The organism is Sedimentibacter saalensis, from assembly GCF_007830175.1.
GTDB lineage: Bacteria > Bacillota > Clostridia > Tissierellales > Sedimentibacteraceae > Sedimentibacter > Sedimentibacter saalensis.
In genome coordinates, this window is sequence record NZ_VLKH01000006.1 from 112,700 (window position 1) to 137,906 (window position 25,207).

A 25,207-nucleotide genomic window follows, 5' to 3' on the forward strand; every position below is an offset into this window, starting at 1 on the left:
GGGTGTGATGACATGAAACAGCTGGTTTCTATAAAACACGGCTATGAACCGGCAAAGATGGCATATGATGCCATTAAGAGAGTATTTGTTGACGATGCTAAGGGTAAAAAAGTTCTTCTCAAGCCTAATGCTGGCAGAAAGGGGAAGGCCAATACAGCACTGTGCACATCTCCTGAAGTTATCAGGGGAGTTATACGCTTCTTTAAGGATCAGGATGCAGGTGAAATACTTGTTGGAGACGGTGCGCTCTGGGGTGTAGATGTTCATGAGGCTATGGAAATGGCTGGAATCACCAATGTTTGTATTGAGGAGAATGTTGACTTTGTAAACCTGGATGATTATCCTCCTGTTACCAAGGAAATTGAGAACGGGATAATGGTTGACAAACTGCGCTTCAGCTCATTACCATTTCAAATGGATTTTGTTGTATCAATACCCGTAATCAAAACTCATATGTATACCGGTGCGACCTTGGGAATCAAAAATATGAAAGGCTGCCTTTATCGTATGGAAAAAACAATTCTGCACAGGATTGATAAGCCTAATCCACAGCCGGAGAAGGGAAAGTGTCTTGATATAGGAATTGGAGATATGTCAACAGTGCTTCTTCCGAATTACGTGGTATTGGACGGCACTACATGTATGGAGGGCTTTGGACCGGCAGTAGGAAACACAATAAATCTGGATCTGGTTGTCGCAAGCAAGGACCCTACAGCTGCAGATTACGTAGGAATGTCTCTGATGGGAATGGAACCTGCTTCAGTTTCTCATGTGAATATTGTTCAGGAAAGATGCGGCACGTCATCCTATGAGGAAATAGTTGCTGAGCCTGATGATTACCTTAAGTATGCAAAGAAATTTCAAACCGCTGATATGACAAGACTTTCAAATCTCTATCCATATATTGATGTCATTGAGAAGGGGACATGCAGTGCCTGCAGCGCAACAATAATGGCCTTTATTAAAAATCACGGCAGCAAATTTGATGACAACAACAGACTTGTTTTAGCTACAGGGAAAGACCTGGAGGCTGAAGATCTTCTCAAGGAGTGTCTGGTGCTTGTTGGTAACTGCGCAGGTCAATCAGGAAACGGATTGCCATTTTGCAAGGGATGTCCGCCTGTTGGTTCAGGAATACTGAAGTTTATAGAAGATCAAAAAAATAATGATTAGACTATTGAATATTATTGAACTAACAACAACGGGCGGGCACAAGACCCGCCCCTACGCTTTGATGAATTGGACATTTGGCGGTGAACAAGAACCATGTTATGTAATATGTTAAATTAATTTAATAGCATCAGTTTGGCAGGGGACGATTCCTCTGTCTTATTTTATTTATGGTTGATAATAAATAAAAATATGTTATAATTAAAAACGCAAATTAAACTATAGAGAGAATTTTTTTTCTAAAAGTAGAAATGAAAGGAATACATACTTGAATACATTGAAATACACTGAAGCAAAAGAGAAATTTTTTTTCATAGATGTAAGGAGTCCTTCGGAATATGAGGATGATACAATAACAGGTGCCATAAATATACCCCTGATGACTGACGAGGAACGAAAGCTTATAGGTACCACTTATGTCCAGGTTGGTAAGACAGAGGCCAAAAGGCTTGGAGTAAATCTCATTTCTCCAAAAATGCCTGAAATGTTTGAACAGGTAATAGATTTAAAATATAAGCACGGGCAGCTTGCAGCATTTTGTGCAAGAGGAGGCTACAGAAGCACTTACTTTGCATCTGTGTTCAGTTCAATTGGCATACCCGTTTTCCAGTTAGAAGGCGGATATAAAAGTTATCGCAGCGAAGTTATTGATGCACTTCCAAAACTCAACGACAAAATCAATTATATTATGCTTAATGGAAATACTGGTGTCGGTAAAACAAATATTCTGCAAAGTCTAAGAAATCTCGGATGTTCAGTCTTGGACCTGGAGGGTGCTGCAAATCACAGGGGTTCCATGCTTGGAAGCATTGGTATAGGCAAATGCAATTCTCAGAAAAAATTTGAAACAAAGATTTATGATCAATTGATTAAAGCAGATGATAATTTCGTGTTTGTTGAAGCTGAGAGCCAAAAAATAGGAAGCGTATCAATACCGAAATTCATTTCTGATAAAATGAGAAATGGAGTTCAGATTTTCATTGAAGCTGATATTCAAGACAGGATAGTAAACCTGAAGAAAGATTACACCATAAGTGATGACTGGATTTCAGAATCAATAAGAGCCATGGACATGCTCAATAAATATATTTCCAAAGACAGACTGGAATTATTGAAGAATGAAATTTCTATGGGAAATTTCGATTTTGTTGCAAGGGAACTCATGGAAAAATACTACGACCCAATGTACAATTTTAAGTCTGACAAGATTAACTATGCTGCCAAATTTAAAACAAGCACAGACAGTGACAGAACAGCAATGGAAATACTAAAATGGTACGAAAAGGACGTAAAAACAAAACAATAGTCAAGTAAAATATGTATTTTATGAATATATAGACTAATAGTAGAAAAAATATGCGCAGAACAATTTGTCCGCATATTTTTTTTATAGTTGTAAATACTATACGAAGAAAAAATGCATTTTATAAAAATAATGCTTGATAATTATCAAACTATGTTTTATAATGAATTCGTTCACAGAACGTGTTCACTGAAAACAATTGGAGGAGTATTCATGAAAAAAATGAAGAGAGTATTAAGCATCATCCTGGTTGTTGCTATGGTATTTAGCATCGTTGGATGTGCGAAGACACAAACACCAGAAGAGCCAAAGGTTGAAGCAATATTCAAACCTGGAACTTATGAAGGAGAAGCTGATGGCTTCCATGGAAAGATTATAGCTAAAGTTACTGTTACTGAAACAGAGATAACTGATATTACTGTAGAACATACTGAAACTGCAGGTCTTGGGGACAAGGCAGTTGAAAAAATTGTTCTTGGAGTAAAAGAAACTGACTCACTTAACGTGCCAATGGTATCAGGTGCAACATATTCAAGCACAGGTATCCTGGCAGCGATCACAGCTGCTTTAGAAAAAGCAGGTGCTGATATTGAAGCTTTGAAAAATAAAGAAGTTGAAGGCGCAAAAGCTGCAGAAGATGTTGAAAAAACAGCTGACGTTATAATAGTTGGTGCCGGCGGAGCAGGTCTTGCAGCAGCAGTAACAGCTCACCAGAATGGTGCTTCTGTAATAGTTATTGAAAAAATGCCTCAGGTTGGAGGAAATACAATTATTTCCGGTTCAGCATTCAATTCAGCTGACCCAGACAGACAGGCAACTTTGGAAATGACTGATCTTGAAAAGAAGACTGTTGAAGGAATCATTGCTGCAGAACAAACTGATCCGATAGTAAAAGAGTGGCAGGCAACATTGAAGACAGAATATGAAGCATATCTTGCTTCAGGAAAAACAACATTGTTTGACTCACCAACACTCCACAAACTTCAGACATACAACGGCGGAGATAAGCAGGGCAAGCCTGAACTTATAAGCACATTTACTGACAATACACTTCCTGCTATTCAGTGGCTTGAAAGCCTGGGAATGGAATTCAAGGACTCTGTATTTACAGTTCTTGGAGCACTTTGGAACAGATCACATAAACCTGTAAAACCACTTGGAACAGGATATATCGAAACATATATGAATTATATTGAAGCTAACAAAAACGACATAGAAATAATGGTTGATACAACTGCTAAAAGCTTCATCGTTGATAACGGCGCTGTTACAGGCGTTAATGCTGAATTCGGCGGAGCAAAAGTTACACTTCATGCAAACAAAGGTGTAATACTTGCAGCAGGCGGTTTCGGTGCTAACGTAGATATGCGTGAAGAATACAATACATTGTGGCCTTCACTGAAAAATGTTAAGACTACTAACCAGTCAGGAGCTACTGGAGACGGTACTGTAATGGCAGAAGAAATCGGAGCATCATTGATCGGAATGGAATATATTCAGCTTCTTCCAATGGGAGATCCTGTAACAGGAAGTCTTAGCGGAAACATTGAGCAGGGAGTTCAAAATCGTATATTTGTTAACAAAGATGGAAACAGATTTGTTGACGAAGGAGCAAGAAGAGACGTTATGACTCAGGCTCTTATGAAACAAACTGATGCTTATATGTGGGTTATAGTTGACCAGCATTCATACCCAACTGGAGACACTAAGAACAACTTCAACGAAACAATTGACGATTTAGTTGCAGCTGGAAGAGCATTCAAGGGAAACACTCTTGAAGAACTTGCAGCACAAATCGGTGTTGACCCAGCAAACCTGGTAAACTCAGTTGATACATTCAACAAAGCAGTAGACGGAACAGTATCTGATGAGTTCGGAAGAACATTGTTTGCTGATAAAATTGATACAGCTCCATTCTATGCAGGCGCTCGTGTTCCAACAGTTCACCACACAATGGGTGGAGTTGAAATCACACCATCTGCACAGGTTTTAGATAAAGACGGCAACATTATAAAAGGACTTTACGCTGCAGGTGAAGTTACCGGAGGAATCCACGGAACTAACAGACTTGGCGGAAATGCATTGGCTGACATAGCTGTATTCGGAAGAATCGCAGGCGAAAGCGCAGCTTTGGCAAAATAATATCACTTGATACCCCCGGTTGCGGAGCTTAAGCTACGTGGCCGGGGTTTCTTATTGTTATAAATTTAGTGTTTTATGATTAAAACTTGTATTTTGGGGTATATATTATAATAGAAAAGCTGAATATTTGTTCAGTTTTTTTGCTCGTAAATCTTGGCTAAATTTTTTTAAAAGGAGATGTTAAATATGTCAGGATTAGTACCGTTCAACAAAAGAAGAGATTTGCTGAATACAAACTTTGGAGATTTCAGCAACATGGTGGATGACTTTTTCAGTGAAGGATTTCCATTTGGAAGAAATCTAGAAAAAGATACATTCAAACTTGATGTTCAGGAAAAGGAAAATGAGTATCTTGTTGAAGCAGAACTTCCCGGTGTTAAGAAAGAGGAAATAAATCTGGAATTAAACCAGGGAAGGCTTACAATTACCGTTAAGAAAGAAGAAAAGGTAGAAGAGGAAAAGAAAAATTACATCCACAGAGAAAGACGTTCAAGCTCCATGAGCAGAAGCGTATATTTGTCGGACACAAAGACAGAAGGTGTAAAAGCAGCCCTCAATGAAGGTGTCTTGACCATTACAGTACCAAAAGAGCCAAAACAAAATATGTCAAACAAAATAAATATTGATTAATTGAAATGCGCTGAGAAATCAGTGCATTATTCTATTGATAAACCCTGACGCTGTCATCCTGAACGATAGTGAAGGATCTCATCTTTATTAAAACATGAGATTCTTCGGGCTACACCCTCAGAATGACAACGTCGAAAGATACTTAGTCAATAACATGATGCGCTGAGAAATCAGTGCATTTCTTTTTTATTTAAAAACAAATTAGTGACTTTGTTACTGTTCTTTTAATGTAAGCTGATATAATTAGAAACATAAGAATACGGCTGAATAATCAGCCATAATAAGGAGAATATTATGCTTAATACAAATTTGAAACATTTGCAAACTGCCAGTGAACTGGAGAAAACTATAAAAGAAAATGAAAATGTGATGGTGTGCTGCGGAAGAATGGGACCAATGTGCATTCCTGTTTATGGGGCTATGGAAAGAATTGAAGGAGAATATCCTGATGTGGCTTTTTATGACATGGAATTTGACAACCCGGAATCAAAAATAATCAGAAGCCTTCCGGAATGTAAGAATTTCAGAGGACTTCCATTCACTGTATATTACAAAAATGGCGAAGTTGTTGCTGCAACACCAAGCATACAGACAAAAGATCAGATTACTGAAATTATTGAAAGAGAATTTGTAGCAAAAAAAGAAAAAAAGAACGCATAATTTGACAAGATGACGACAAACCCGGTTGTGTAGCTTATTGCACTTCCGGTTTTTTTTATTTTTAAATTGAAGAATACAGTAAACTGTGAGATAATAAGGTTCTAGAATCCGTCGCTGGTTTAAATTAACAGTAACTTTGTCTGCGGCTGGAGAGGACAGGAGGTTTAATTTTGAGGCTGAAAAATATAAGCAGGAAAAATCTGCTTGATTTTGCTAAGATTGTATTTTTGGTGTTGATATCTGCATACATTTTGTACGAGGGGCAAAAGGAATTACGATCAATTGACCTTTCCAAAACTGTACAGATGCTCAGAAGCTTTTCAACATCTACCATATTGATGTTTACATTTTTAGGCTTGTTTGCCAATGCCCTGATGACATTGTATGATTTTTTTATAGCAAGTTACCTTAAACTAGACATTGAAAAGTCGAGTATATTCAATGTATCGTTCATAGCCAACAGCATTAACAACGTTTCAGGACTTGGAGGTCTTACGGGGGCATCAATACGTGCTGTATTTTTCAAAAAAAGTGCCAGCAGTACTGATGATATTGTAAAATATGAGCTGCTGGTCGTTCCTGCAACCGGTGTAGGTCTTTCGGTTTTGTCCGGTGTTGTATTGTTGAACTACAGTTACATAAAGCCCATAATACTTGAAAATAAGTGGCTCATGGCGGTACTTCTTGGATTCATAGCTTATTTTTTCATTTACTTTTTTATTGATGCTATTTACTTTTGGTATAAAAAACAGCCATACATGGGATTGAATAAGGATAGTGTGATAATTAAACTTAAACTTTTGGCAGTTTCACTGCTTGAATGGGTGAGTGCATGCATACTGTTGTACTTCATTGTGTATCAATATGACAAGGGCTTTTCTTTCGTGCCGGTGCTTGTTTCTTTCACACTGGCTTCCATTGCAGGTGTAGCGAGCATGCTTCCTGGAGGAGCCGGTTCCTTCGACTTCATATTGCTGTTGGGATTCAAATATTATGGAATGAATGTTGAATCTGCACTTGCTGCACTGGTAATGTACAGAATATTTTACTATTTCTTGCCGCTTCTTATTGGAATAATAATTACTTTTTCAAAACAGCTCCTGGCAGGTAGGAAAACAAAGGCAAAAAATGAGCAGCTAAAAAATTTAATTAACAGGACATCAAACTTTACGAACTTTTTTTTGAGTTTTCTTGTTTTAATAAGTGGAATTGTTTTAATGACGTCAGCCCTTGTTCCCGGATTGGTTGAAAGGCTTAAAATAGCATATAGGATTCTATCCTTGCCAATAATGCATTGGTCAAACCAGATATCCATATGCGTTGGTATTTTGCTCATATTCATTTCAAAGGAAATCGGAATGAAGGTTAAGCGTTCATATTATGCTACTCTTTTCCTTTTGTTCTGTGGTGCGGCAGCTACATTTTTGAAAGGATTTGATTATGAGGAAACAATCGTACTTGCATTTGTGTTCATGCTGCTCTTTTTTTCAAAAGAAAGCTTTTACAGAAAAAGTTTGCCATTCAACTGGCTCAAGACAATGTTCACAGTTTTGCTGTCATTAGTTGGCATACTGATTTATGTAGAACTCAGGCACATGATTCTTGTTGACTTCCTGGCTGTATACAGGACAGCAAGGGTTCCCGGGATGCTAAGGTTTAACTCAGTATTCACAGGTGCTGTGTCATATGTGTCTCTGGTTGCTTTCATCATAGTATGGCAGCTCACAAAGCCCAGTATAGAAAAAGATGAGCGATATGAAAGCATCGATGATGAAAAACTCAAAACATTTCTTGAAAGCAACAAGGGAAACTTCCTGACACATCTTATTTTCCTCAGAGATAAGCACATATTTTGGGCTCAGGGAGGAAATGTTGCCATTGTGTTTGAGAAAAGCCACAACATGATTGTAGTGTTAGGAGATCCTATTGGAAACGACAGACTATTCAGTGAAGGCATAACCGAATTTTTGAATTTCATAGACGAATACGGCTACAAAGCTGCATTTTATCAGGTGAGTGACATTTATCTGCCCATGTACCACGATTTAGGATATGTTTTTTTCAAGCTTGGAGAGACTGCGCTTGTGAATCTTGCGGAATTTGATCTTCAAGGCCCTGAAAGCCGCAGTTTCAGAAATGTCTTGAGCCGTTTTAACAAGGATGGAATAGAATTCAAGCTTCTGGATTATCTCCCTGATGAACTGTATGATGAACTTAAACAAGTTTCGGATCAGTGGCTTGGTAAACGTAAGGAAATGGGTTTTTCGCTTGGAAACTTTGACAAAAATTACCTGAAACATTCACCGGTGGCCGTTGTGAAAATTGCCGGCACGAATCAGATTGTGGCCTTTGCAACAGTGATGCCGTCTTATGATGGCAATAAGTCTGTTTCGCTGGATCTTATGCGATTTAAAAATGATGCCCCGAAAAATACTATGACGTTTCTTATACTGAATCTTTTAATGAGCTACAAGGACAAAAATTATGAAATATTCAATCTGGGAATGGTTCCGTTAAACAATGTCGGAAACAAACAAAGGGCTCATATGCCTGAAAAACTTGCTTACCTGATGACACTCTACGGCAACCATATATATAGCTTTGCCGGACTCAGAAGCTACAAGGCCAAGTTTTCTCCGCTCTGGGAGCCCAGGTATCTGGCTTATGAAAACATAATGTGGTTACCATCATCATTGATTGAGGCAATATTGCTGATTCATTGAGTGCTGTGGACTTTTGCGGGCGGGAATACCGCCCTTATAAATTTTTATGTGTTAGTATTTATAAAATTTATTTTCATGAAAACATTGCCCTGCAATTGACTTATGAAGAATATTCTAATATAATTGATTTTGTTAGAGTATCTCTTATGGATTCAGCGTAAGGTTGCATTGCCGTAATCCGTTCTGAACGTGAAGTTTTGGGTGGATTTTTTTATGCCTTTAAATACATAGACATTAAATTGCTTCCAGCGTATGATAATTACAGACTAACGGTATGCATATAATAATGTTATATTGAAAGGATAATTATGAAGGACTTATTAAAAAAAGAATATATTTTTACAAACAGAAATTTAATGCAGCTATTGTTTCCGCTTGTAATTGAACAGTTTTTGGCTGTTGCCGTGGGCATGGCCGACTCAATAATGGTTGCAAGCGTAGGTGAAAGCGCAGTGTCTGCCGTGTCACTGGTAGATTCGGTAAACATTCTTCTTATCAATATCTTTGCAGCTTTAGCCACAGGAGGTGCTGTAGTTGCCGGACAATATCTTGGACAGAAAAACAGCGATAAATCCTGCGAGGCAGGTGAACAGCTGCTCGTATTTGTAACATTCATATCACTCATTATAATGACAGTCATGTATGCAGGAAGAAACTTCATTCTTAATGTTGTTTTCGGTTCCATTGCTCCTGATGTTGCCTCATATGCCAACACATACATGCTCATTGTCTTTGCAAGCATACCATTTATAGCTCTCTACAACAGCGGAGCTGCACTGTTCAGGGCAATGGGAAATTCTAAAATCACAATGGTAACATCTATTATTATGAATGCAATTAACGTCATAGGAAATGCAGTGTTGATTTACGGGTTTCACAGAGGAGTTGAAGGCGTTGCCATACCAACACTTTTATCCAGAGCTGTGGCTGCAATATTAATTGTTGCGCTTCTTAGAAACGAAGAGCTGGTTATTCATATTACCAGAAAGTTCAAATACAAATATGATAAGAAAATGGTTCATGACATACTCCATATAGGTATTCCAAACGGGGTTGAAAACAGCATGTTCCAGCTTGGTAAAATTTTGCTTTTAAGTGTTGTTGCAGGCTTTGGAACAGCTTCCATTACTGCAAATGCTGTAGGGAACTCCGTGTCAAGTTTTGGAATACTTCCCGGAGCAGCAATAGGTCTTGGACTAATAACAGTTGTAAGCCAGTGTGTGGGAGCCGGAGATTATGAGCAGGTAAGGTATTACACTAAAAAACTTTTGACCTATGCTTATGTTTCATTGATTGTAGTTAATTTAAGCATTATATTGGCAACACCGGCCATATTGAAACTGTTCAACTTGTCAGCAGAAACATCAGCCATGGCAAAACAGGTAATTGTTTTTCACAGTGTGAATGCGTGCCTCATTTGGGCTTTGTCATTTACGCTGCCTAACACTCTAAGAGCAGCAAGTGATGCCCGTTACACCATGGCTGTGGGAGTTGGCTCCATGTGGACTACAAGAATAGGATTTGGAATATTTTTGGCTAAGTTTATGAACATGGGAATGTTTGGGGTATGGGTTGCCATGATTCTCGACTGGGTTGTAAGAAGTGCGTTCTTCTTGGCCCGCTACAGGGGAAACAAGTGGGAATCAAAAAAGGAAACGCCTGATGGGCATGCTGCTGATGAAGCAGCTTATGATACTATATAAATTAATATTATTAATATTAGCAATCCTTAAATGAAAGAATTGTTCAGACTGTTGACTAACAATATATCATGTAGTGTTCGCAGCAGGGGAGGGCACGAGGCCCTCCCCTACTAATATGTCATCAAAATGAACGAAACTTAATAAGGGTTGTTTTTTGTTTAACAATAAAGGGCTTTTCGTTTGAAATGTTGACATATTTTGAAATTTAATTTAAACTTATGTGGTTGGAACCATCTGCAGATTATTGAGTTAAATTTACAAATGCTTTCGGATTTTCCGTAGGCTGAAGGGGACATATGGGAAAAGAAATTAAAGTGAAATTAATAAAGCAGGAAATTGATGAAATTTATGAAATAATCGAAAAATTGAATATAAAAAGCGAAACAATGGATGCATTGCGGCAGAAATTTAATAAAGTTGAAGAAACATATGATGATTTCATGGACAACTATTTAGACTTCATAGAAATAAGCGACCATTTATATGATGGAATTTACATATCAGACGGAACAGGAAGGACAATTTTTGTAAATGATGCCTATTCCAGATTTACCGGAATAACTAAGGATGAAGTTATAGGGAGAAATGTTCTTGACATTTCCCGTGAAGGCAAATTGTACAAGGGTGCTGTAACAATGGAAGTAATAAAGAGAAAAGAAATGGTCAACTCTCTTGGTAAAAGCCTTGTTAACGGCAAGGATCTTCTTGTTACAGGCTCTCCAATATTTGATGAACATGGGGAAGTCAAGCTTGTTGTTATAAACAACAGAGACATAAGCGACCTCAAGGAACTGGAGCTCAAAAACGCAGAGCTTCAAAATGACAAACAAAGAGCAAACCAGGAAATAGAATTCTTAAGAAAGCAGCAAACTTCTAAAATAAAAATAGTTCATGAAGGCGAAAGCATGAAGGCTGTCATGGATATGGTGAATATGATAGCCCCTACAGATGTTACTGTACTCATAACCGGAGAATCAGGCACCGGCAAGGAAGTAATAGTGGATGAAATTTATTCAAGGAGCCTGAGAAAAAACAAGCCGCTAATAAAGGTAAATTGTGCAGCCATACCCGGAGAACTTCTGGAGTCAGAGCTTTTTGGATATGAGGGAGGAGCATTTACCGGTGCCAGAAAAACAGGTAAAATGGGAATGTTTGAACTTGCAAACGAAGGAACCATACTTCTTGATGAAATAGGCGAAATGAGCATGAAGCTACAGTCAAAGCTTTTGAGAGTTCTTCAGGGCAGAGAAATTGTAAGAATCGGTGGCAACAGCCCAATCAAGCTTGATATAAGGGTGATTGCTTCAACAAACAGGGATTTACATGAAGAAATAAAAGCAGGAAAGTTCAGGGAAGATTTGTTCTACAGACTTAATGTAGTTCCCATAAAACTTAAGCCTCTTAGAGAAAGAAAAGAGGAAATACAAAGCCTTTCCAATGAATTTTTAAGCAAGTACAACAAAAAGTACAACAAATCCACAGAACTTGAAGAAGATGCCATGGAGCTTCTGGAAATGTACAAATGGCCTGGAAACATAAGAGAATTGGAAAATTTAATTGAAAGACTGGTTGTTATAAACAAGGACGGTTTAATCAGGTCTGACAGTCTGGCATCGTTGCTGGATATCGAAAAAAGTGATATAAAACAATACATAGCCAAAAATAAAGACGGAAAAACAAGTCTTAAGGAAGCAGTCCGCAGTCTGGAACGAGAAATAATAGAAGATGTGATCAAGGAATGCGGATCTGTAAACAAGGCTGCAGCATTTCTTGGCCTAAGTCAGCCGGCACTGTGGAAAAAGTGCAGGGTATTGAACATAAATGTTAATTAAATAATTAATGAAATTATTAAAAGAATAAGTTTGTCAGAGGAAGCTATAACAAAAGTTATTGATGATATAACTTTTGTTATAGCTTTATTTTAATGGAAAACGTTGCAAAGCAGCGTGAATTTTAGATATTTATATTTTATGAAAATAATTTTAATTTTATTATAACTTTAGTTATAAGTTTGCCACATAAAATACTGTGTGAAGTAATGTTGTTAATTGTTGTAAATTCAATGATTAATAAGAATGTTAAAATGTTGGCATGACTCTTGCTTTATATATAGTCAAACCAATCAAGGAGGAATTAATGAAGACTATAATAACGGTTGCTCCAACAGGAGCCTGGCCAACAAAGGAAAACAACCCAAACTTGCCAATGACACCAAAAGAAATTGCCGAAGATGTTTATGAATGCTACAAGGCAGGGGCTGCTGTTGCACATCTTCACATGCGAGATGATGCAGGCAAAGGAACAATGAGCAAGGAAAAATTCCAGGAAACAGTGAAACTCATAAGAGAAAAATGTGACATTGTATTAAATCTCACAACATCAGGGGACTTAAACGCAACTGATGAAACAAGACAGGCTCATTTAAAGGCAATAAAGCCTGAACTTGCTTCTTATGACTGCGGTTCAATGAACTGGATGAACAACAGCCTGTTCATAAACCATCCTAAGTTCCTGGAGGAGCTGGGAATGACAATGCAGGAAAACGGAGTAAAACCTGAAATAGAAATTTTTGATGCAGGTATGATCTACAATTCACTTTACTACCTTAAGCAAGGAGTATTAAAAGCACCGCTTCATTATCAATTTGTGCTTGGGGCGGCAGGAGGAACAGCTGCAACAGTTGAAAATCTTGTGTACCTTAAGAGTTTAATTCCTGAAGGCTCAACATGGTCAGCTCTTGGCATAGGAAAGGGACATGTGCCCATAATGCTTGCTGCCATAGCAATGGGCGGACATGTTCGTGTAGGAATGGAAGACAACGTGCTTTTTGCTCCAAAAGTGCTTGCAGATTCCAATGCTCAGTTTGTAACAAGAGCAGCAAACATCATAAGAGAATCAGGCAATGAAGTTGCAACACCGGACGAAGCAAGAGAAATACTGGGACTTAAGAAGTAATAATAAGTTTAGGGAAATAAAGGGTAGGAATAATTGAGCAAAAAGAGAGGCATATAATGATAAAAAAAATAGCTGTACTTGGTGCAGGAACCATGGGTCATGGCATTGCTGAAACATTCGCCATGTTCGGATACCCTGTCAATTTATATGAAACAAGTGAAAAAATGAGAAATTCGGTAAAAGACATAATAAGAGCTGAACTGGATTTTGCAGCTGAAAACGGACTCATTGAAAAATCTGAAGTTAATGGAATTCTCGACAATATTACTTTGTATGATGATTTGAAGTCAGCTGTAGAAGATGTTGATTATGTCATAGAAGCAACACCGGAAATCATAGAGCTTAAACAGAGTCTTTTCAAGGAAATTGACGGATATTGCAAAAAAGAAACAATTTTTGCAAGCAATACATCAAGTCTTGCTTTAAATGAAATGATGAAGACAGTATCAGAAGATAGAAAAGAAAAAATGATTGTTTGCCACTGGTACAATCCAGCTCATCTCATGCCGATTGCAGAGCTTTCATTCTTTGGAAACATGAAAGAAGAAACGTTCAAAGAAGTTGAAAAACTGTACAACAATGTGGGCAAACAAACGGTAAAAGTTTTAAAAGATGTTCCGGGTCTCGTGGCAAACAGAATACAGCAGGGCGTTGCCCGTGAAGTGTTCTCACTTATTGAGATGGGTGTTGCTCTGCCTGAAGACATTGACAAGGCGCTGAAGTTCGGACCGGCTTTCAGGTATGCTACTACAGGACAGCTGGAAGTTGCAGATATGGGCGGACTTGATATCTGGTGCACGGTGGGAGATAATCTTTTGTCTGTTATGGACAACAGAAAAGAAGCAAATCCTATATTGAGGCAGAAGGTTTCAGAAGGGAAGCTGGGCCTTAAATCCGGCGAAGGATTTTTCGAATATCCTGCTGAAAAAATCAGCGACATAAAGAATGATTTTAATAAGAAATTGATAATTCAATTAAAAACATCAAAAAATTATATTTGATAAGGAGAAAAACATGTCAAAAGAAAGTTCTCAAACATTAGATAGAGGATCGTTTTTGTGGAGATTCAGCAAGAAATTTAATTTTGCAGCAGAAAATATCATACCTGACCCGTTGGTTTTTTGTCTTATATTAACAATACTGGTATTTGCAGCAGGAGTTATATTTACTGATTACGGCGTTATGGGAATGCTCACTTCATGGTATAACGGAATTTGGTCACAGATAGCATTTGCATTCCAGATGTCATTTATGGTTGTAACATGTGCAGTTACAGCAAGATCAAAACAAGTAAAAAGTGGACTTAAAAAATTTGCAAAATTAGTCAGCACTCCAACAGCAGCAGTTATATTGCTGATGGCATTCGGATACGCATCAAGTTTTCTGAACTGGGCTTTTTGTACAATAGTTACCCCAATATTGGCAATGCAGCTTACAAAACATGTTAAAGGACTGCATTTCCCAATGCTTATAGCAGCAGGATACTCAACAATGTGCCTTGGCCAGTGCCTTGGACCAAGTGCATCAGTTTACGCTTTGCTTGCAGGAAAGGATCACTTCCTTGTAGATAAAATAGGAGTTCTCACTCAAAGCGTGACTACATACAATCCAATGAACGTAATAGTTTGGATAATACTTGCAGTAGGAACAATAATTCTTACTTTAAAAACAATGCCGCCAAAAAGTGAAGTTGTGGAATATCAAGCAGCAGATGATGACGATGAAGTTGAAATTGAAGAACCAAAAAATACATTTGCTGACAAAATGAACGGCAGCAGAGTAATAATGACACTGATTGGAATAGCTGGACTTGTCAATATAGTTTTTACATTCATGAAAAACGGATTCCTTGGTTCATTAAGTCTTAACTTTGTAATATTCATATTCCTTACTGCAAACTTTTTACTTTACAACACACCATCAAAATTCATAAATGCATACAGAGATAACTTAAGTCTTGCAACAGACGTTATGATTCAGTTCCCATTCTATGGAGGAATTTCAGGAATGATGGCTGATTCAGGTCTTGGACAGATTATAGTTGGCGGTCTATGCCAGCTGGCAACAGCTTATACTTTGCCTGTATTTTCTTATTTGTCTGCATCGGTAGTAAATCTGTTCATACCATCACAGGGTGGACAATGGATTGTTCAGGGACCAATAATCATGGATGCAGCCTTGAGACTTAATGCAAATGTTCCTCATGTTGTCAATGCCTTCGTGTATGGCGATGAAGCAACAAACCTGCTTCAGCCTTTATATGTAATTCCGGCATTGTCAGTTGTTGGAATGAAACTTAAGGACGTTTGGGGCTACATGGCATTCATATGGCTGTTCTGGTGCATAGCAACAGTCTTAGGACTGCTCGTAGTACCTATGTTTGTTTAACACATTGTAATTCTCCCACATAAAAGCATCCGCATAATGGATGCTTTTTATGTTTATCCTTGACTAAGACGTAATAATTATATAGAATGACAGTGATGAAAACAATGAGGGAGCAGATATGAGAAAATTAAATGATATAAAAAAACAAAAGCACATAGCACTTATTGCTCATGACAATAAGAAGGTACAGCTTATTAACTGGATAAAGGAAAACAAGGATTGTCTTTCAACTCATTTTCTATGCGGAACCGGAACAACTGCACGAATGATAATAGAAGAAACATCTCTGCCTGTAAGAGCATTTGAGAGCGGCCCTTATGGAGGAGATCAACAGATAGGTGCTGCCATAGTTGACGGCAAGATAGATTTTATGATTTTCTTTTGGGATCCTCTTTCTTCTCAGCCTCATGATCCAGATGTAAAAGCACTCTTAAGAATTGCTGTATTGTATGACATACCGGTTGCAATGAATGTTTCATCTGCAGACTTCCTTTTGAAATCAAGCTATATGACGGAAGATTATATGAGAGAAAAATAAACGATTATTATAAAAAGTGACTGTTACATTTGTGCTTTCGTGTCATTCTTCGCCAGCTCGGGATGACATGAAATGCTTTTGCAACAGTCCTTTTTTATTTTAATAATGCTGCGTTTGCAAACATTAAGACATAGCTACTGATCATCCTCGTTAATTACCAATACAGGACATGGGGCATCTGCTATGACTCTTTGAGTTATGGAGCCAACAAAGAATCTTCTTACTTTTGAATAACCTCTTCTGCTCATTATGATCAAATCTGTTTTATTTTCATCGGCATATTTTATTATTTCTTCATATGGAACGCCTGCAAGAACCTTTTTTTCAACTTTGACACCTTCTGTATTAACAATTCCCTCAAATACATCAAGCATCTTAGTCTGGTTTTCCAAAAGCATTGCTGAAATCTGTGCGTGGTTTACAGGAAGGGTAACAACACCGTCTCCCATGTAGGCGAATTTTCCTCTCACATCTGCCACGCTTAAAAACACAATATCGCCGCCATACTTTCTAGCAATTTGTACTGCCTTTATTGCAGCTTTTTCTGAAGCTGCGGACCCATCAACCGGAACAAGTATTTTATTCATAATTCCTCCTTTATGATAATTAATCATTTAATAATATAAAGAATTTATATTTATATGATTAATATACCACAAATAAAAAAATCTAAGCACAATTTTGCAATTGTTTTATATGCAGCTATTTAACAGGTATTAAAGGTATTTTAATAAAAGTCACAAAATTTTATTTAAATTGACAATATTAGCATAATTTGCTAATATTAACTTGCATAAATAATTCTTTACTTACATAATCTAACAAGGCATTATGGAGGTAATATATGAAAAAATTTGGTAGGACAATTTTAGTAGTTGCATTTGCTGTTGCAGTGTTGTCCTTGTCTGCATGCACATCTAAGGATAACCCTGTTGAGCCGGAAGGTATAGTACCTCCACAGGCTTGGGCAGAAAAATATCCGTCAATTGTCGCATCCTTCGAAAAAAATGCTGAAATGGCAGCAACAAAATACGGCGGAAGCGAACCTTATTCTTATCTGGAAAAATACCAGTTTTTAAGTCTCTTTTATGAGGGATACGGATTTTCAAAACAATATGACAGAGCCAGAGGCCACGTCTACACATTAGAGGATGTTCTCGAAACTGACAGACCTAAAAAGGGAGCAAGCTGCTTTGCGTGCAAATCCCCTGATTTTGTTGCTCAGCTTAACAGCCAAGGTGTAGAATTCAACTCAATGGATTTTGAAGAAGCATCAAAGTATATGACAAACAGCATAACGTGCTATGACTGCCACATGGAGGAGCCGGGTGTAATAAATCTTACTCTCACACATTTGACTGACAAGCTGGAAAATGTTGACAGAGAATATAAGGATACAACGCTTGCCTGTGCACAGTGCCATGTTGAGTATTATCAGGACCCTGAAACCATAGCAATTACGCTGCCTTGGAACAACGGACTTGATGCCGACAGCATGATTGCATATTACGATGAACGCGGGTATTCCGACTGGGTTCATCCCCAGACAGGTACACCTCTTTTGAAAGCACAGCATCCGGAATTTGAAACATACCAGACAGGCATACACGGAAACCTTTCTTGCGTGGATTGTCACATGGAAGAAACAGAAGAAAACGGAGAAACTGTTAAATCTCATCAATGGACCAGCCCTCTTCTCACAAGCATGGAAGACACATGCATAAAGTGTCACGCTGGTGATACAAAGGAAAGTCTGACTGCCAAGGTTGAAGCTATTCAAAAGCCTGTTTATGATAAAACTCTGGCTGTTGCAGAAAATATCACAAAGCTTATAGAAGAACTTAGTAAAGTTGTCAAGGAAGGAACAAAGTCAGAGGAAGAACTTGATGCTGTAAGAAAGCTTCACAGGGAAGCACAGTTTAAATGGGATTTTGTGTTTGTTGAAAACGGCGAGGGGTTACACAATCAGGAGCTGGCACACAAGCTTCTTGATGAAGCAAACCAGCTGGCCCTGGAAGGATTAGAACTGCTGAAGTAAAATAAAAGGAGCTATTGAAAAGTTCCTTAGGTCTATGGCAAAGTAAAGTTGGACGTTGTCATTCTGAGGCGCAGCCGAAGAATCTCATATTTTAAAAGATGAGATCCTTCACTATCGTTCAGGATGACAGTGTCAGAGTTTGTCAATAGTCTGAGGAGCTTATTGTTATAGCTCCTTTAATATAAGGAGATTAACTTGAGAAAAATCAATAAAATTTTAGGTATGATCAAGTCAATGAAACTGGGAGTAATTTTGCTTTTAATGCTTGGGGTTACATCTGTTGCAGGAACAATGATACCACAAAACGAAAGCGTACAGTTTTACGCGCAAAATTACGGCTCAAAATTCAATAATCTTTTGCAGCTTCTTGAACTTGACAATGTGTATTACTCATGGTGGTATGCATTTATTGTAACGCTACTCATAATTAATCTTACAACGTGCATAATAACAAGACTTCCAAGCGTTGTCAGGCAAATGAAATCTATTCCTGATGGAAGTGGTGCATTTACGGAAAAAAATCTTTTGTTTGAAGTTGAGGGTGAAGGGGCTATTGAAAATCTTTCTGCCCACATGGGATTTAAAAAACTAAAAAATATTCATGAAAACATATATGCTTCAAGGAAAAATAACATTGGATACATGGGATCCTGGATGCTTCATCTTGGAATACTGATGATTATAGTTTTTTTTGCTCTTGGAAACAGATTTGCATATGAAACAAATCTATACGGAGTTCCCGGAACAATGGGTCAGCTTGAAAACACAGATTTGTTCATGAAAATAAATTCATTTGATGCAAAGTTCAGAGATGACTTTACAGCAGAACAGTACATTACAAACATAGACATTTTAAACAACAAACAAGAAACAGTAAAGACAGGAGACGTGTCTGTAAATTCACCTCTTCGGTACAACCACTACAGCTTTTATCAAAACAGCATGGGATATGCTGTGAACCTAAAGGTGTATGAAGGGGAGGAAAAAATTCATGATGATGTTTTCTACCAGTCGGAAGTCTATGTAAGTAACGGCAAAAAGTTTGCAGTACAGTTTATGAACTTTTATCCGGACATGGAGATGACAGGAGAAGGGCCAAAAACAGCCACACCTTATTTTAACAATCCGTACATGCTTTATGCTGTTTTTTATGAAGGATACATGGTAGACATGAATGTTGTTCCCTGCAACAGCAGCATAAAATACCGAGAGTTCAGTTTCAAAGTTGACAGACCTCAGGAGTTTACTCTTATCAACATAAGGAAGGACCTGTTCACGCCATTTGCATTTTTAGGCGCATTGATTTTAATAGCTGGAATAATGGTAACATTTTACTTTGTTCCCGTAACTCTGTATGCAGTAAAAACTAAGGAGACAACTATTTATTACATATGTTCCAAAAAGAACAACGAAATTACAAGGACAAAGCTTTTGCTTAAATATGATGATTTTAAAAGGGGGGAACAATCAAATGGACTTGAATAGATATTCTTCAATAGAAAATATTTTTTTTACTATAACAACAATAACTTATGTCATATCAATGATTCTGTATTTTATATTTTTTGTATCGAAAAAGGATGTACTTGGGCGATGGGCAAGCGTGCTTCTCCTCATTGGCTTTGCTTTTCACACGGCCTCACTCATTACAAGGGGAGTGGGGGCTGGAAGAGTTCCTCTTACAAATCAATACGAATTTGCTGTCAGCTTTGCATGGGGAATTTCACTGTGTTTCATAGTTGTAGAAAGAAGGTACAGCTTCAAGGCGCTTGGAGCATTTGTTCTGCCTGTGGTGTTCATTATCATGGGCTATGCTGCAATGCAGAGCAAGGACATCAGACCGCTGATGCCGGCCCTTCAAAGTTCATGGCTTACAATCCATGTTTCTACTGCAGTAATAAGCTACGGTTCCTTTGGCGTTTCATTTGCTCTTTCCTGCATGTACATGCTGAAAAGTTATTTTAAGGGAGATTTTTACGATAGTCAGATACCAAGTCTTCAGAAGCTTGATTTCTTGACATACAGGGTTATAACATTCGGTTACTTATTTTTGACACTTGTTATAATAACCGGGGCCATATGGGCTGAAAGGGCATGGAGCAGATACTGGGCTTGGGATCCAAAAGAAACATGGTCACTGATAACATGGATTATTTATTCGGCATATCTTCATGTGAGGCTCATGAAGGGATGGAAGGGCAAAAATGCTGCATTGTTTGCCATTGTGGGATTCATATGCGTAATTTTTACTTACATAGGAGTTAACACGCTTCTTCCGTCAGTACACAGCTATGTGAGATAATAATAAATAGCACCCAATCTGATGTTTACAATTGAGTGCTATTTATTTTATGTTTTCGGTTTCTTTTATGGTGGACTCACCTCTTTCCTGGTATACTAACCCAACTTATGCTTCATGATTTTCACTGATTCAACAAATATTTTTTTCCTTGATAAATTGACTTTGTTTTATTACCATTCTAAATCTCTTTATAATACTTTTGAGATTTAACTTCTAAGCACTCATCCAAGTGCTTTATTTTTTAGATTTTCATATTCAATTGTAATTTTAAATCCTGCAATTTTATGTTGCCGGTTTAAAATTTGAAAATCAATTTCTTCAAGGTAATATTTACTGTTTCAGTTTAATCTGAGAAACTAGTTGTATTTTATATATACCTCAGATTTAATTCTTTAAACATATATTTAAAAATATTTTTATTAAATATATAATATAATTAGACTATTGATAAAACCGATGCTGTCATCCTGAACGATAGTGAAGGATCTCAAATAAACAGCACCCGTAATTTTCATTGTCTATATGAAAACGGGTGCTGTTTATTTTTGTCTTTTGTCATGTAATTTCCTTTCTTATGTCTATATAATAACACTTGCTACCAAATAATCAGTTTAATATCTTTTTCTTATGAATCGGAATTCTTAAACATCTTCTTTTATTTGGCTGCTAGTGGTAGGATATATATACCCGTAATATATTTCTTTAAACATATATTTTTTTTTTTTGAAATATATTTTATGGATGAAAGACATATATTGACTTTAAATCAAAAGAGTACCATAATTGTATGTGGAATAATAAAAATCAGGGGGATGGAAATTGTGCAACATTTTATGGATTATTTTAATGATTACAGGGGTTTACCAAGGTCAATTTATTTCATATTTTTGTCACGAATCATAAATTCTGTGGGAGCGTTTGTGGGTCCGCTCTTAACATTGCTCTTAACTGATAAAATAGGCCTTTCAACTGCTGAGGCCGGTGTATTTGTCACGATGTCAACTGCAGTGTTCGTGCCTGCGTCTATGCTAGGGGGATATTTATCAGACCGTTTTAACAGGAAAAACACATTGTGCCTGTTAACTCTTTTTCAGGCTCTAAGCTATCTTGCTTGTGGATTTCTTCAAATGTCAATGACAATTCCTTACCTGCTTCTGGCAGCCTCGTTTTTTTCCAGCGCAGCTCAGCCTGCAAGCGGTGCAATGGCAGCTGACTTATCAGTGAAAAGCAACAGACAGGGTGCATTTTCGCTTCTTTATCTTGGAACAAACATTGGCTTTGCAGTAGGACCTTTAATTGCAGGATTTTTATACAAAAGTTATCTTCCGCTTTTGTTTATAGGGGATGCTGTAACTACAATAGTATCTGTCATTGTAATATTTCTTAATGTTCCGGAAACAAGACCGGAGTATGATATTGAGGAAGAAGTCAAATCAGAAGACTCAGAGCGTGCAGAGGAAGGTTCATCATTACAGGCACTTTTTAGAAGACCTCAAATATTGGTTTTCGGAATTATTTCAATGTTCTTATCATTTTCATATTCACAGGTTCATTTCTCCCTTCCTCTTTACGCCAATGAGTTGTTTGGAGCAAATGACGGAGCCAGGGTTTTTGGCATGCTCATGAGCACAAATGGAGTAGTTGTTGTATTGATGACCATTTTCATTATAGGCAAGACTAAAATGTTCGAGGCTTCAACAAATGTAGCTATGTCTGCTGTGTTCTGGGCAGTTGGACTTGGAATGCTTTATTATGTGTCATCGTTGGGAATGATGGTATTGTCCACTGTTCTCTGGACAATAGGAGAAATATTGAACGTTACAAATGTGGGCGTATATATTGCCAACAATTCTCCAAAATCCCACAGGGCAAGGTTCAACTCATTGTACTGGATAATTTCCGGAACAGGCCAGGCTATGGGACCTACAATTATGGGAAAATATCTTCTTAATAACCCTATAAAAAATGTGTGGGCACTGACATTTTTCATAGCACTTATATGCAGTGCAGCAATGTTTTTTTTCAGCATCAATGAAAAATCAAGAATGGGTAATTCAGTTGAAAAGCAATGATGTACATTTAAATTCAGTTGTAAATTTATTTAAAGAACAGGAGCAGAAAATTGGAATCAGTTTATAAAAAGAGTATAACAGTGCAGTCAAGGGATTCAGACTTCAGCCAGAGGGTAAAATTAAGCGCATTATTTTCTTATTTTCAGGAAATGGCAACAGAACATGGACAAATCTTGGGAGTTGGAAGAAGCAGTATTCAAAAGCATGGAGTTATATGGGTGCTCATACGCTCAAGAGTTGAAGTGGAAAGATACCCCAAAATGAAAGAAGAAATATTCATAGAAACATGGCCAGAACAGCCAGGAAAAATTGAGTTTGAAAGAAATTTTATTGTACGGGATGGGGAAGGAATTATTATAGCACGTGCATTGACATCATGGGTCATCATTGACGTGGAAAACAGGAGATTGAGAAGAAGCAGCACGCTTGATGCAAAATTTCCTGATTTGGGAAGAGAAAAAGCATTAACCTGTGAACTTGGAAAAATCCAGTCAAACAATCAGCTGAAATTATCATACAAAAAAGCTGTAAGATACAGTGACATTGACATAAACGAACATCTTAACAACTCAAAGTATGTGGATTACATAATGGATTGCTTCAGCCTGGATGAACACAAGGACTATCAGGTCCAATCAATTGAGGTTGATTATGTCCATGAAGCATTGCCGGGCGAAACAATTGAATTGTACACTGACATGTCAGATGCCGGACAAAACATCATTTACATAGAAGGCATAAATGAAAAAACCAACATGACAGTGTTCAAATCGCAAATAGAAATAAAAAAACTGTAAAGGTGGAGAACAGTAGTCCTTCCTACACAATGGAATTCAAATTCACTGCTATATGCAAATACTTCCAGATTGTAGGGGCGGATCTTGTATCTGCCCGTTGTTGTAGATTCAATATTTTGTATCTGCGGGAGGACACGAGGTCCTCCCCTACATCTTGTAAAACTGTAGATGCGGTTATATGCAAAATTCAACATTTAGTCGCTTAATATCCTTTTCTTCCTCAGATATTCCTCTTCTGTCAGATTACCATTTGCAAATTCAATTTTTAATTCTTCAAGGGAAGCATTGTAGGTATTTTTCATTGATGTATGTCTTGATTTTTTCATTATGAATATAACTGCAACTAATGTTGCTATCAAAATAACTCCCATCATTAATGGCATGAACCATCCGCCGTAAAATCCGCTGCCTAATCCAAAGCAGCTTCCAAATCCTCTTAATCCTCTATAAAACATAGCGCACCTCTATTCCTGCAAGATTTTTTTCATTCTTTCATAATCATCATCATTAATTTCACCCTTAACATATCTTTGTTTCAATACTTCCATGGAACTGTCCTGTTTTCTTGTATTTATGCTGAGGGATTCATTATTTTTGTACATGTGATAAACTAACAACACTATAATTATCCAGATAAACATCATAATAACTACCTCCTTTTAAAATAAGTATAAACTTAAAATGTGTCGAAATTATGGCGGAACAATGTTATTTTTTGAAATAATGAAGAAATCACTTTTGTTGTAAACAGTTGCATGAAATGTTATAATTGGTTAATTACAATGAAAATAACTAACAGGAGGCAACATGAACAAGCCTAAAGTATTAATAGCAAAAAAAATTCCTTCATATGTTGAAGAATATATTGGAAAGTACTGTGATTATGAAAACTTTTATCCTGAAGAAAATCAGGGAAAATTTCTTTTAGAAAAGCTATGTGACAAGGAAGGATTTCTTCAGTCAGGCATTAAAATTGACGATGAGTTGCTAAAATCTGCTCCAAATCTCAAGGTTGTAAGCAATATTTCTGTGGGCTACAACAATTTTGACACAGATGCCATGAAAAAGAGAAACGTCATAGGAACTCATACGCCAGGAGTATTAAACGACACAGTGGCGGATTTGATTTTTGCATTGATTTTGTCTGCGGCAAGGAAGGTTCCACTGCTTGACAGCTACGTGAAGGGTGGAAAATGGGATGTCATGGATCACCCCTCAGTATTTGGCAAGGACGTCCACCACACAACACTTGGCATTATAGGAATGGGTAGAATAGGCCAGGATGTAGCCAAAAGAGCAATGTACGGATTTGATATGGAAGTTTTGTACTACAATAGAACCAGGAAATACGATGCGGAAAAAAATCTTGGAGTAAAATACGCTGAGTTTGATCATGTGCTGGCAAACAGCGATTATATACTTGTAATGGTTCCATTAAATGATGAAACATATCATTTGATTGATGAACCACAGTTCAATCTCATGAAAAAAGATGCAATTTTTATAAATGCTTCAAGAGGAGCAACTGTTAATGAAAAAGCACTCATAAAAGCACTGACAGAAGGAAGTATTTTGGCAGCAGGGCTTGACGTCTATGAGCAGGAGCCATTAGACAAACACAATCCTCTTCTTAAGCTATCAAACGTAGTATTGCTTCCACACATTGGCTCTGCAACAGAAAAAACAAGATGTGACATGGCCATGCTAGCAGCAGAAAACCTGGTGAAGGCACTTGTTGGAGAGGTTCCTCCAAACATTGTTCCGGAACTTAAATAATATTGGTACT

21 protein-coding genes are annotated in these 25,207 nt (G+C 37.4%); 18 read left to right on the forward strand and 3 right to left on the reverse strand.

All coding sequences use genetic code 11. The annotated features are described in order from the left end of the window. Positions 1-12: 12 nt before the first annotated feature. The 12 genes from LY60_RS11535 to LY60_RS11590 all read left to right on the forward strand — a co-directional run bounded on the left by LY60_RS11535 (position 13) and on the right by LY60_RS11590 (position 16,212). Positions 13-1,173 (forward strand): DUF362 domain-containing protein, encoded by a 1,161-nt coding sequence (locus tag LY60_RS11535; RefSeq protein WP_145083768.1) that lies wholly within the window; start codon positions 13-15, stop codon positions 1,171-1,173. 265 nt (positions 1,174-1,438) lie between these two features. Next, positions 1,439-2,476, forward strand: coding sequence for a tRNA 2-selenouridine(34) synthase MnmH (gene mnmH / locus LY60_RS11540; RefSeq protein ID WP_145083771.1), 1,038 nt, complete (start codon positions 1,439-1,441; stop codon positions 2,474-2,476). A 210-nt stretch (positions 2,477-2,686) separates the two neighbouring features. Further along, positions 2,687-4,615 (forward strand): flavocytochrome c, encoded by a 1,929-nt coding sequence (locus LY60_RS11545; RefSeq protein WP_410176540.1) that lies wholly within the window; start codon positions 2,687-2,689, stop codon positions 4,613-4,615. 186 nt (positions 4,616-4,801) lie between these two features. After that, positions 4,802-5,245, forward strand: a complete 444-nt coding sequence (locus LY60_RS11550) for an Hsp20 family protein (protein WP_145083774.1) — start codon at positions 4,802-4,804, stop codon at positions 5,243-5,245. A gap of 294 nt (positions 5,246-5,539) precedes the next feature. Beyond that, positions 5,540-5,905: a thioredoxin family protein gene (locus LY60_RS11555; protein ID WP_212633480.1), complete on the forward strand. Its 366-nt coding sequence runs from the start codon at positions 5,540-5,542 to the stop codon at positions 5,903-5,905. Positions 5,906-6,075: 170 nt separating this feature from the next. Next, positions 6,076-8,628 (forward strand): bifunctional lysylphosphatidylglycerol flippase/synthetase MprF, encoded by a 2,553-nt coding sequence (gene mprF, locus LY60_RS11560; protein ID WP_170226193.1) that lies wholly within the window; start codon positions 6,076-6,078, stop codon positions 8,626-8,628. 308 nt (positions 8,629-8,936) lie between these two features. After that, positions 8,937-10,331 carry an MATE family efflux transporter gene (locus LY60_RS11565; protein WP_145083782.1) on the forward strand — a complete coding sequence of 465 codons (1,395 nt, stop codon included), beginning with the start codon at positions 8,937-8,939 and terminating at the stop codon, positions 10,329-10,331. Positions 10,332-10,627: 296 nt separating this feature from the next. After that, positions 10,628-12,163: a sigma-54 interaction domain-containing protein gene (locus tag LY60_RS11570; RefSeq protein WP_145083785.1), complete on the forward strand. Its 1,536-nt coding sequence runs from the start codon at positions 10,628-10,630 to the stop codon at positions 12,161-12,163. 304 nt (positions 12,164-12,467) lie between these two features. Beyond that, positions 12,468-13,286, forward strand: coding sequence for a beta-keto acid cleavage family enzyme (locus tag LY60_RS11575; RefSeq protein ID WP_145083787.1), 819 nt, complete (start codon positions 12,468-12,470; stop codon positions 13,284-13,286). Positions 13,287-13,342: 56 nt separating this feature from the next. Next, a complete protein-coding gene (locus LY60_RS11580) occupies positions 13,343-14,287 on the forward strand; it encodes a 3-hydroxyacyl-CoA dehydrogenase family protein (protein WP_145083790.1) in 945 nt (314 codons plus the stop codon). 13 nt (positions 14,288-14,300) lie between these two features. Next, positions 14,301-15,674: a short-chain fatty acid transporter gene (locus tag LY60_RS11585; protein ID WP_145083793.1), complete on the forward strand. Its 1,374-nt coding sequence runs from the start codon at positions 14,301-14,303 to the stop codon at positions 15,672-15,674. Between the two features lie 118 nt (positions 15,675-15,792). Continuing rightward, entirely contained in the window at positions 15,793-16,212 is a 420-nt protein-coding gene (locus LY60_RS11590) for a methylglyoxal synthase (protein ID WP_145083795.1), read from the forward strand. Positions 16,213-16,346: 134 nt separating this feature from the next. On the opposite strand, the gene LY60_RS11595 is transcribed toward LY60_RS11590, so the two are convergent. Beyond that, positions 16,347-16,799 (reverse strand): universal stress protein, encoded by a 453-nt coding sequence (locus tag LY60_RS11595; protein ID WP_170226194.1) that lies wholly within the window; start codon positions 16,797-16,799, stop codon positions 16,347-16,349. Positions 16,800-17,056: 257 nt separating this feature from the next. Between LY60_RS11595 and LY60_RS11600 the strand changes: the two genes are divergently transcribed. From LY60_RS11600 to LY60_RS11620, 5 genes are all read left to right on the forward strand, one after another. After that, positions 17,057-18,250, forward strand: coding sequence for an ammonia-forming cytochrome c nitrite reductase subunit c552 (locus tag LY60_RS11600; protein WP_145083802.1), 1,194 nt, complete (start codon positions 17,057-17,059; stop codon positions 18,248-18,250). Between the two features lie 195 nt (positions 18,251-18,445). Beyond that, positions 18,446-19,735, forward strand: coding sequence for a cytochrome c biogenesis ResB family protein (locus LY60_RS11605; RefSeq protein WP_145083805.1), 1,290 nt, complete (start codon positions 18,446-18,448; stop codon positions 19,733-19,735). Beyond that, complete coding sequence (gene ccsB, locus LY60_RS11610) at positions 19,722-20,552, forward strand: c-type cytochrome biogenesis protein CcsB (RefSeq protein ID WP_145083808.1); 831 nt, start codon at positions 19,722-19,724, stop codon at positions 20,550-20,552. The genes LY60_RS11605 and ccsB overlap by 14 nt, the downstream gene beginning before the upstream one ends. Before the next feature lie 833 nt (positions 20,553-21,385). After that, positions 21,386-22,624, forward strand: coding sequence for an MFS transporter (locus LY60_RS11615; protein ID WP_170226195.1), 1,239 nt, complete (start codon positions 21,386-21,388; stop codon positions 22,622-22,624). Positions 22,625-22,674: 50 nt separating this feature from the next. Continuing rightward, on the forward strand, positions 22,675-23,421 hold the full coding sequence (locus LY60_RS11620; protein ID WP_170226196.1) for an acyl-[acyl-carrier-protein] thioesterase: 747 nt from the start codon (positions 22,675-22,677) through the stop codon (positions 23,419-23,421). A 194-nt stretch (positions 23,422-23,615) separates the two neighbouring features. Here LY60_RS11620 and LY60_RS11625 read toward each other — a convergent pair whose 3' ends face one another. After that, positions 23,616-23,876 carry an SHOCT domain-containing protein gene (locus LY60_RS11625; RefSeq protein WP_145083816.1) on the reverse strand — a complete coding sequence of 87 codons (261 nt, stop codon included), beginning with the start codon at positions 23,874-23,876 and terminating at the stop codon, positions 23,616-23,618. Between the two features lie 9 nt (positions 23,877-23,885). Further along, on the reverse strand, positions 23,886-24,065 hold the full coding sequence (locus LY60_RS11630; RefSeq protein WP_145083819.1) for an SHOCT domain-containing protein: 180 nt from the start codon (positions 24,063-24,065) through the stop codon (positions 23,886-23,888). A 163-nt stretch (positions 24,066-24,228) separates the two neighbouring features. On the opposite strand from LY60_RS11630, the gene LY60_RS11635 reads away from it, so the two are divergent. Continuing rightward, a complete protein-coding gene (locus LY60_RS11635; RefSeq protein ID WP_145083822.1) occupies positions 24,229-25,197 on the forward strand; it encodes a 2-hydroxyacid dehydrogenase in 969 nt (322 codons plus the stop codon). The last annotated feature ends 10 nt before the right edge of the window (positions 25,198-25,207 follow it).

Excerpts from the sequence above, each read along its gene's own strand:
- LY60_RS11535 (WP_145083768.1), top strand. The coding sequence starts at position 13 with ATGAAACAGCTGGTTTCTATAAAACACGGCTATGAACCGGCAAAGATG.
- LY60_RS11545 (WP_410176540.1), top strand. The coding sequence starts at position 2,687 with ATGAAAAAAATGAAGAGAGTATTAAGCATCATCCTGGTTGTTGCTATG.
- LY60_RS11550 (WP_145083774.1), top strand. The coding sequence starts at position 4,802 with ATGTCAGGATTAGTACCGTTCAACAAAAGAAGAGATTTGCTGAATACA.
- LY60_RS11555 (WP_212633480.1), top strand. The coding sequence starts at position 5,540 with ATGCTTAATACAAATTTGAAACATTTGCAAACTGCCAGTGAACTGGAG.
- LY60_RS11565 (WP_145083782.1), top strand. The coding sequence starts at position 8,937 with ATGAAGGACTTATTAAAAAAAGAATATATTTTTACAAACAGAAATTTA.
- LY60_RS11570 (WP_145083785.1), top strand. The coding sequence starts at position 10,628 with ATGGGAAAAGAAATTAAAGTGAAATTAATAAAGCAGGAAATTGATGAA.
- LY60_RS11575 (WP_145083787.1), top strand. The coding sequence starts at position 12,468 with ATGAAGACTATAATAACGGTTGCTCCAACAGGAGCCTGGCCAACAAAG.
- LY60_RS11580 (WP_145083790.1), top strand. The coding sequence starts at position 13,343 with ATGATAAAAAAAATAGCTGTACTTGGTGCAGGAACCATGGGTCATGGC.
- LY60_RS11585 (WP_145083793.1), top strand. The coding sequence starts at position 14,301 with ATGTCAAAAGAAAGTTCTCAAACATTAGATAGAGGATCGTTTTTGTGG.
- LY60_RS11590 (WP_145083795.1), top strand. The coding sequence starts at position 15,793 with ATGAGAAAATTAAATGATATAAAAAAACAAAAGCACATAGCACTTATT.
- LY60_RS11595 (WP_170226194.1), bottom strand. The coding sequence starts at position 16,799 with ATGAATAAAATACTTGTTCCGGTTGATGGGTCCGCAGCTTCAGAAAAA.
- LY60_RS11600 (WP_145083802.1), top strand. The coding sequence starts at position 17,057 with ATGAAAAAATTTGGTAGGACAATTTTAGTAGTTGCATTTGCTGTTGCA.
- ccsB (WP_145083808.1), top strand. The coding sequence starts at position 19,722 with ATGGACTTGAATAGATATTCTTCAATAGAAAATATTTTTTTTACTATA.
- LY60_RS11615 (WP_170226195.1), top strand. The coding sequence starts at position 21,386 with ATGGATTATTTTAATGATTACAGGGGTTTACCAAGGTCAATTTATTTC.
- LY60_RS11625 (WP_145083816.1), bottom strand. The coding sequence starts at position 23,876 with ATGTTTTATAGAGGATTAAGAGGATTTGGAAGCTGCTTTGGATTAGGC.
- LY60_RS11630 (WP_145083819.1), bottom strand. The coding sequence starts at position 24,065 with ATGATGTTTATCTGGATAATTATAGTGTTGTTAGTTTATCACATGTAC.
- LY60_RS11635 (WP_145083822.1), top strand. The coding sequence starts at position 24,229 with ATGAACAAGCCTAAAGTATTAATAGCAAAAAAAATTCCTTCATATGTT.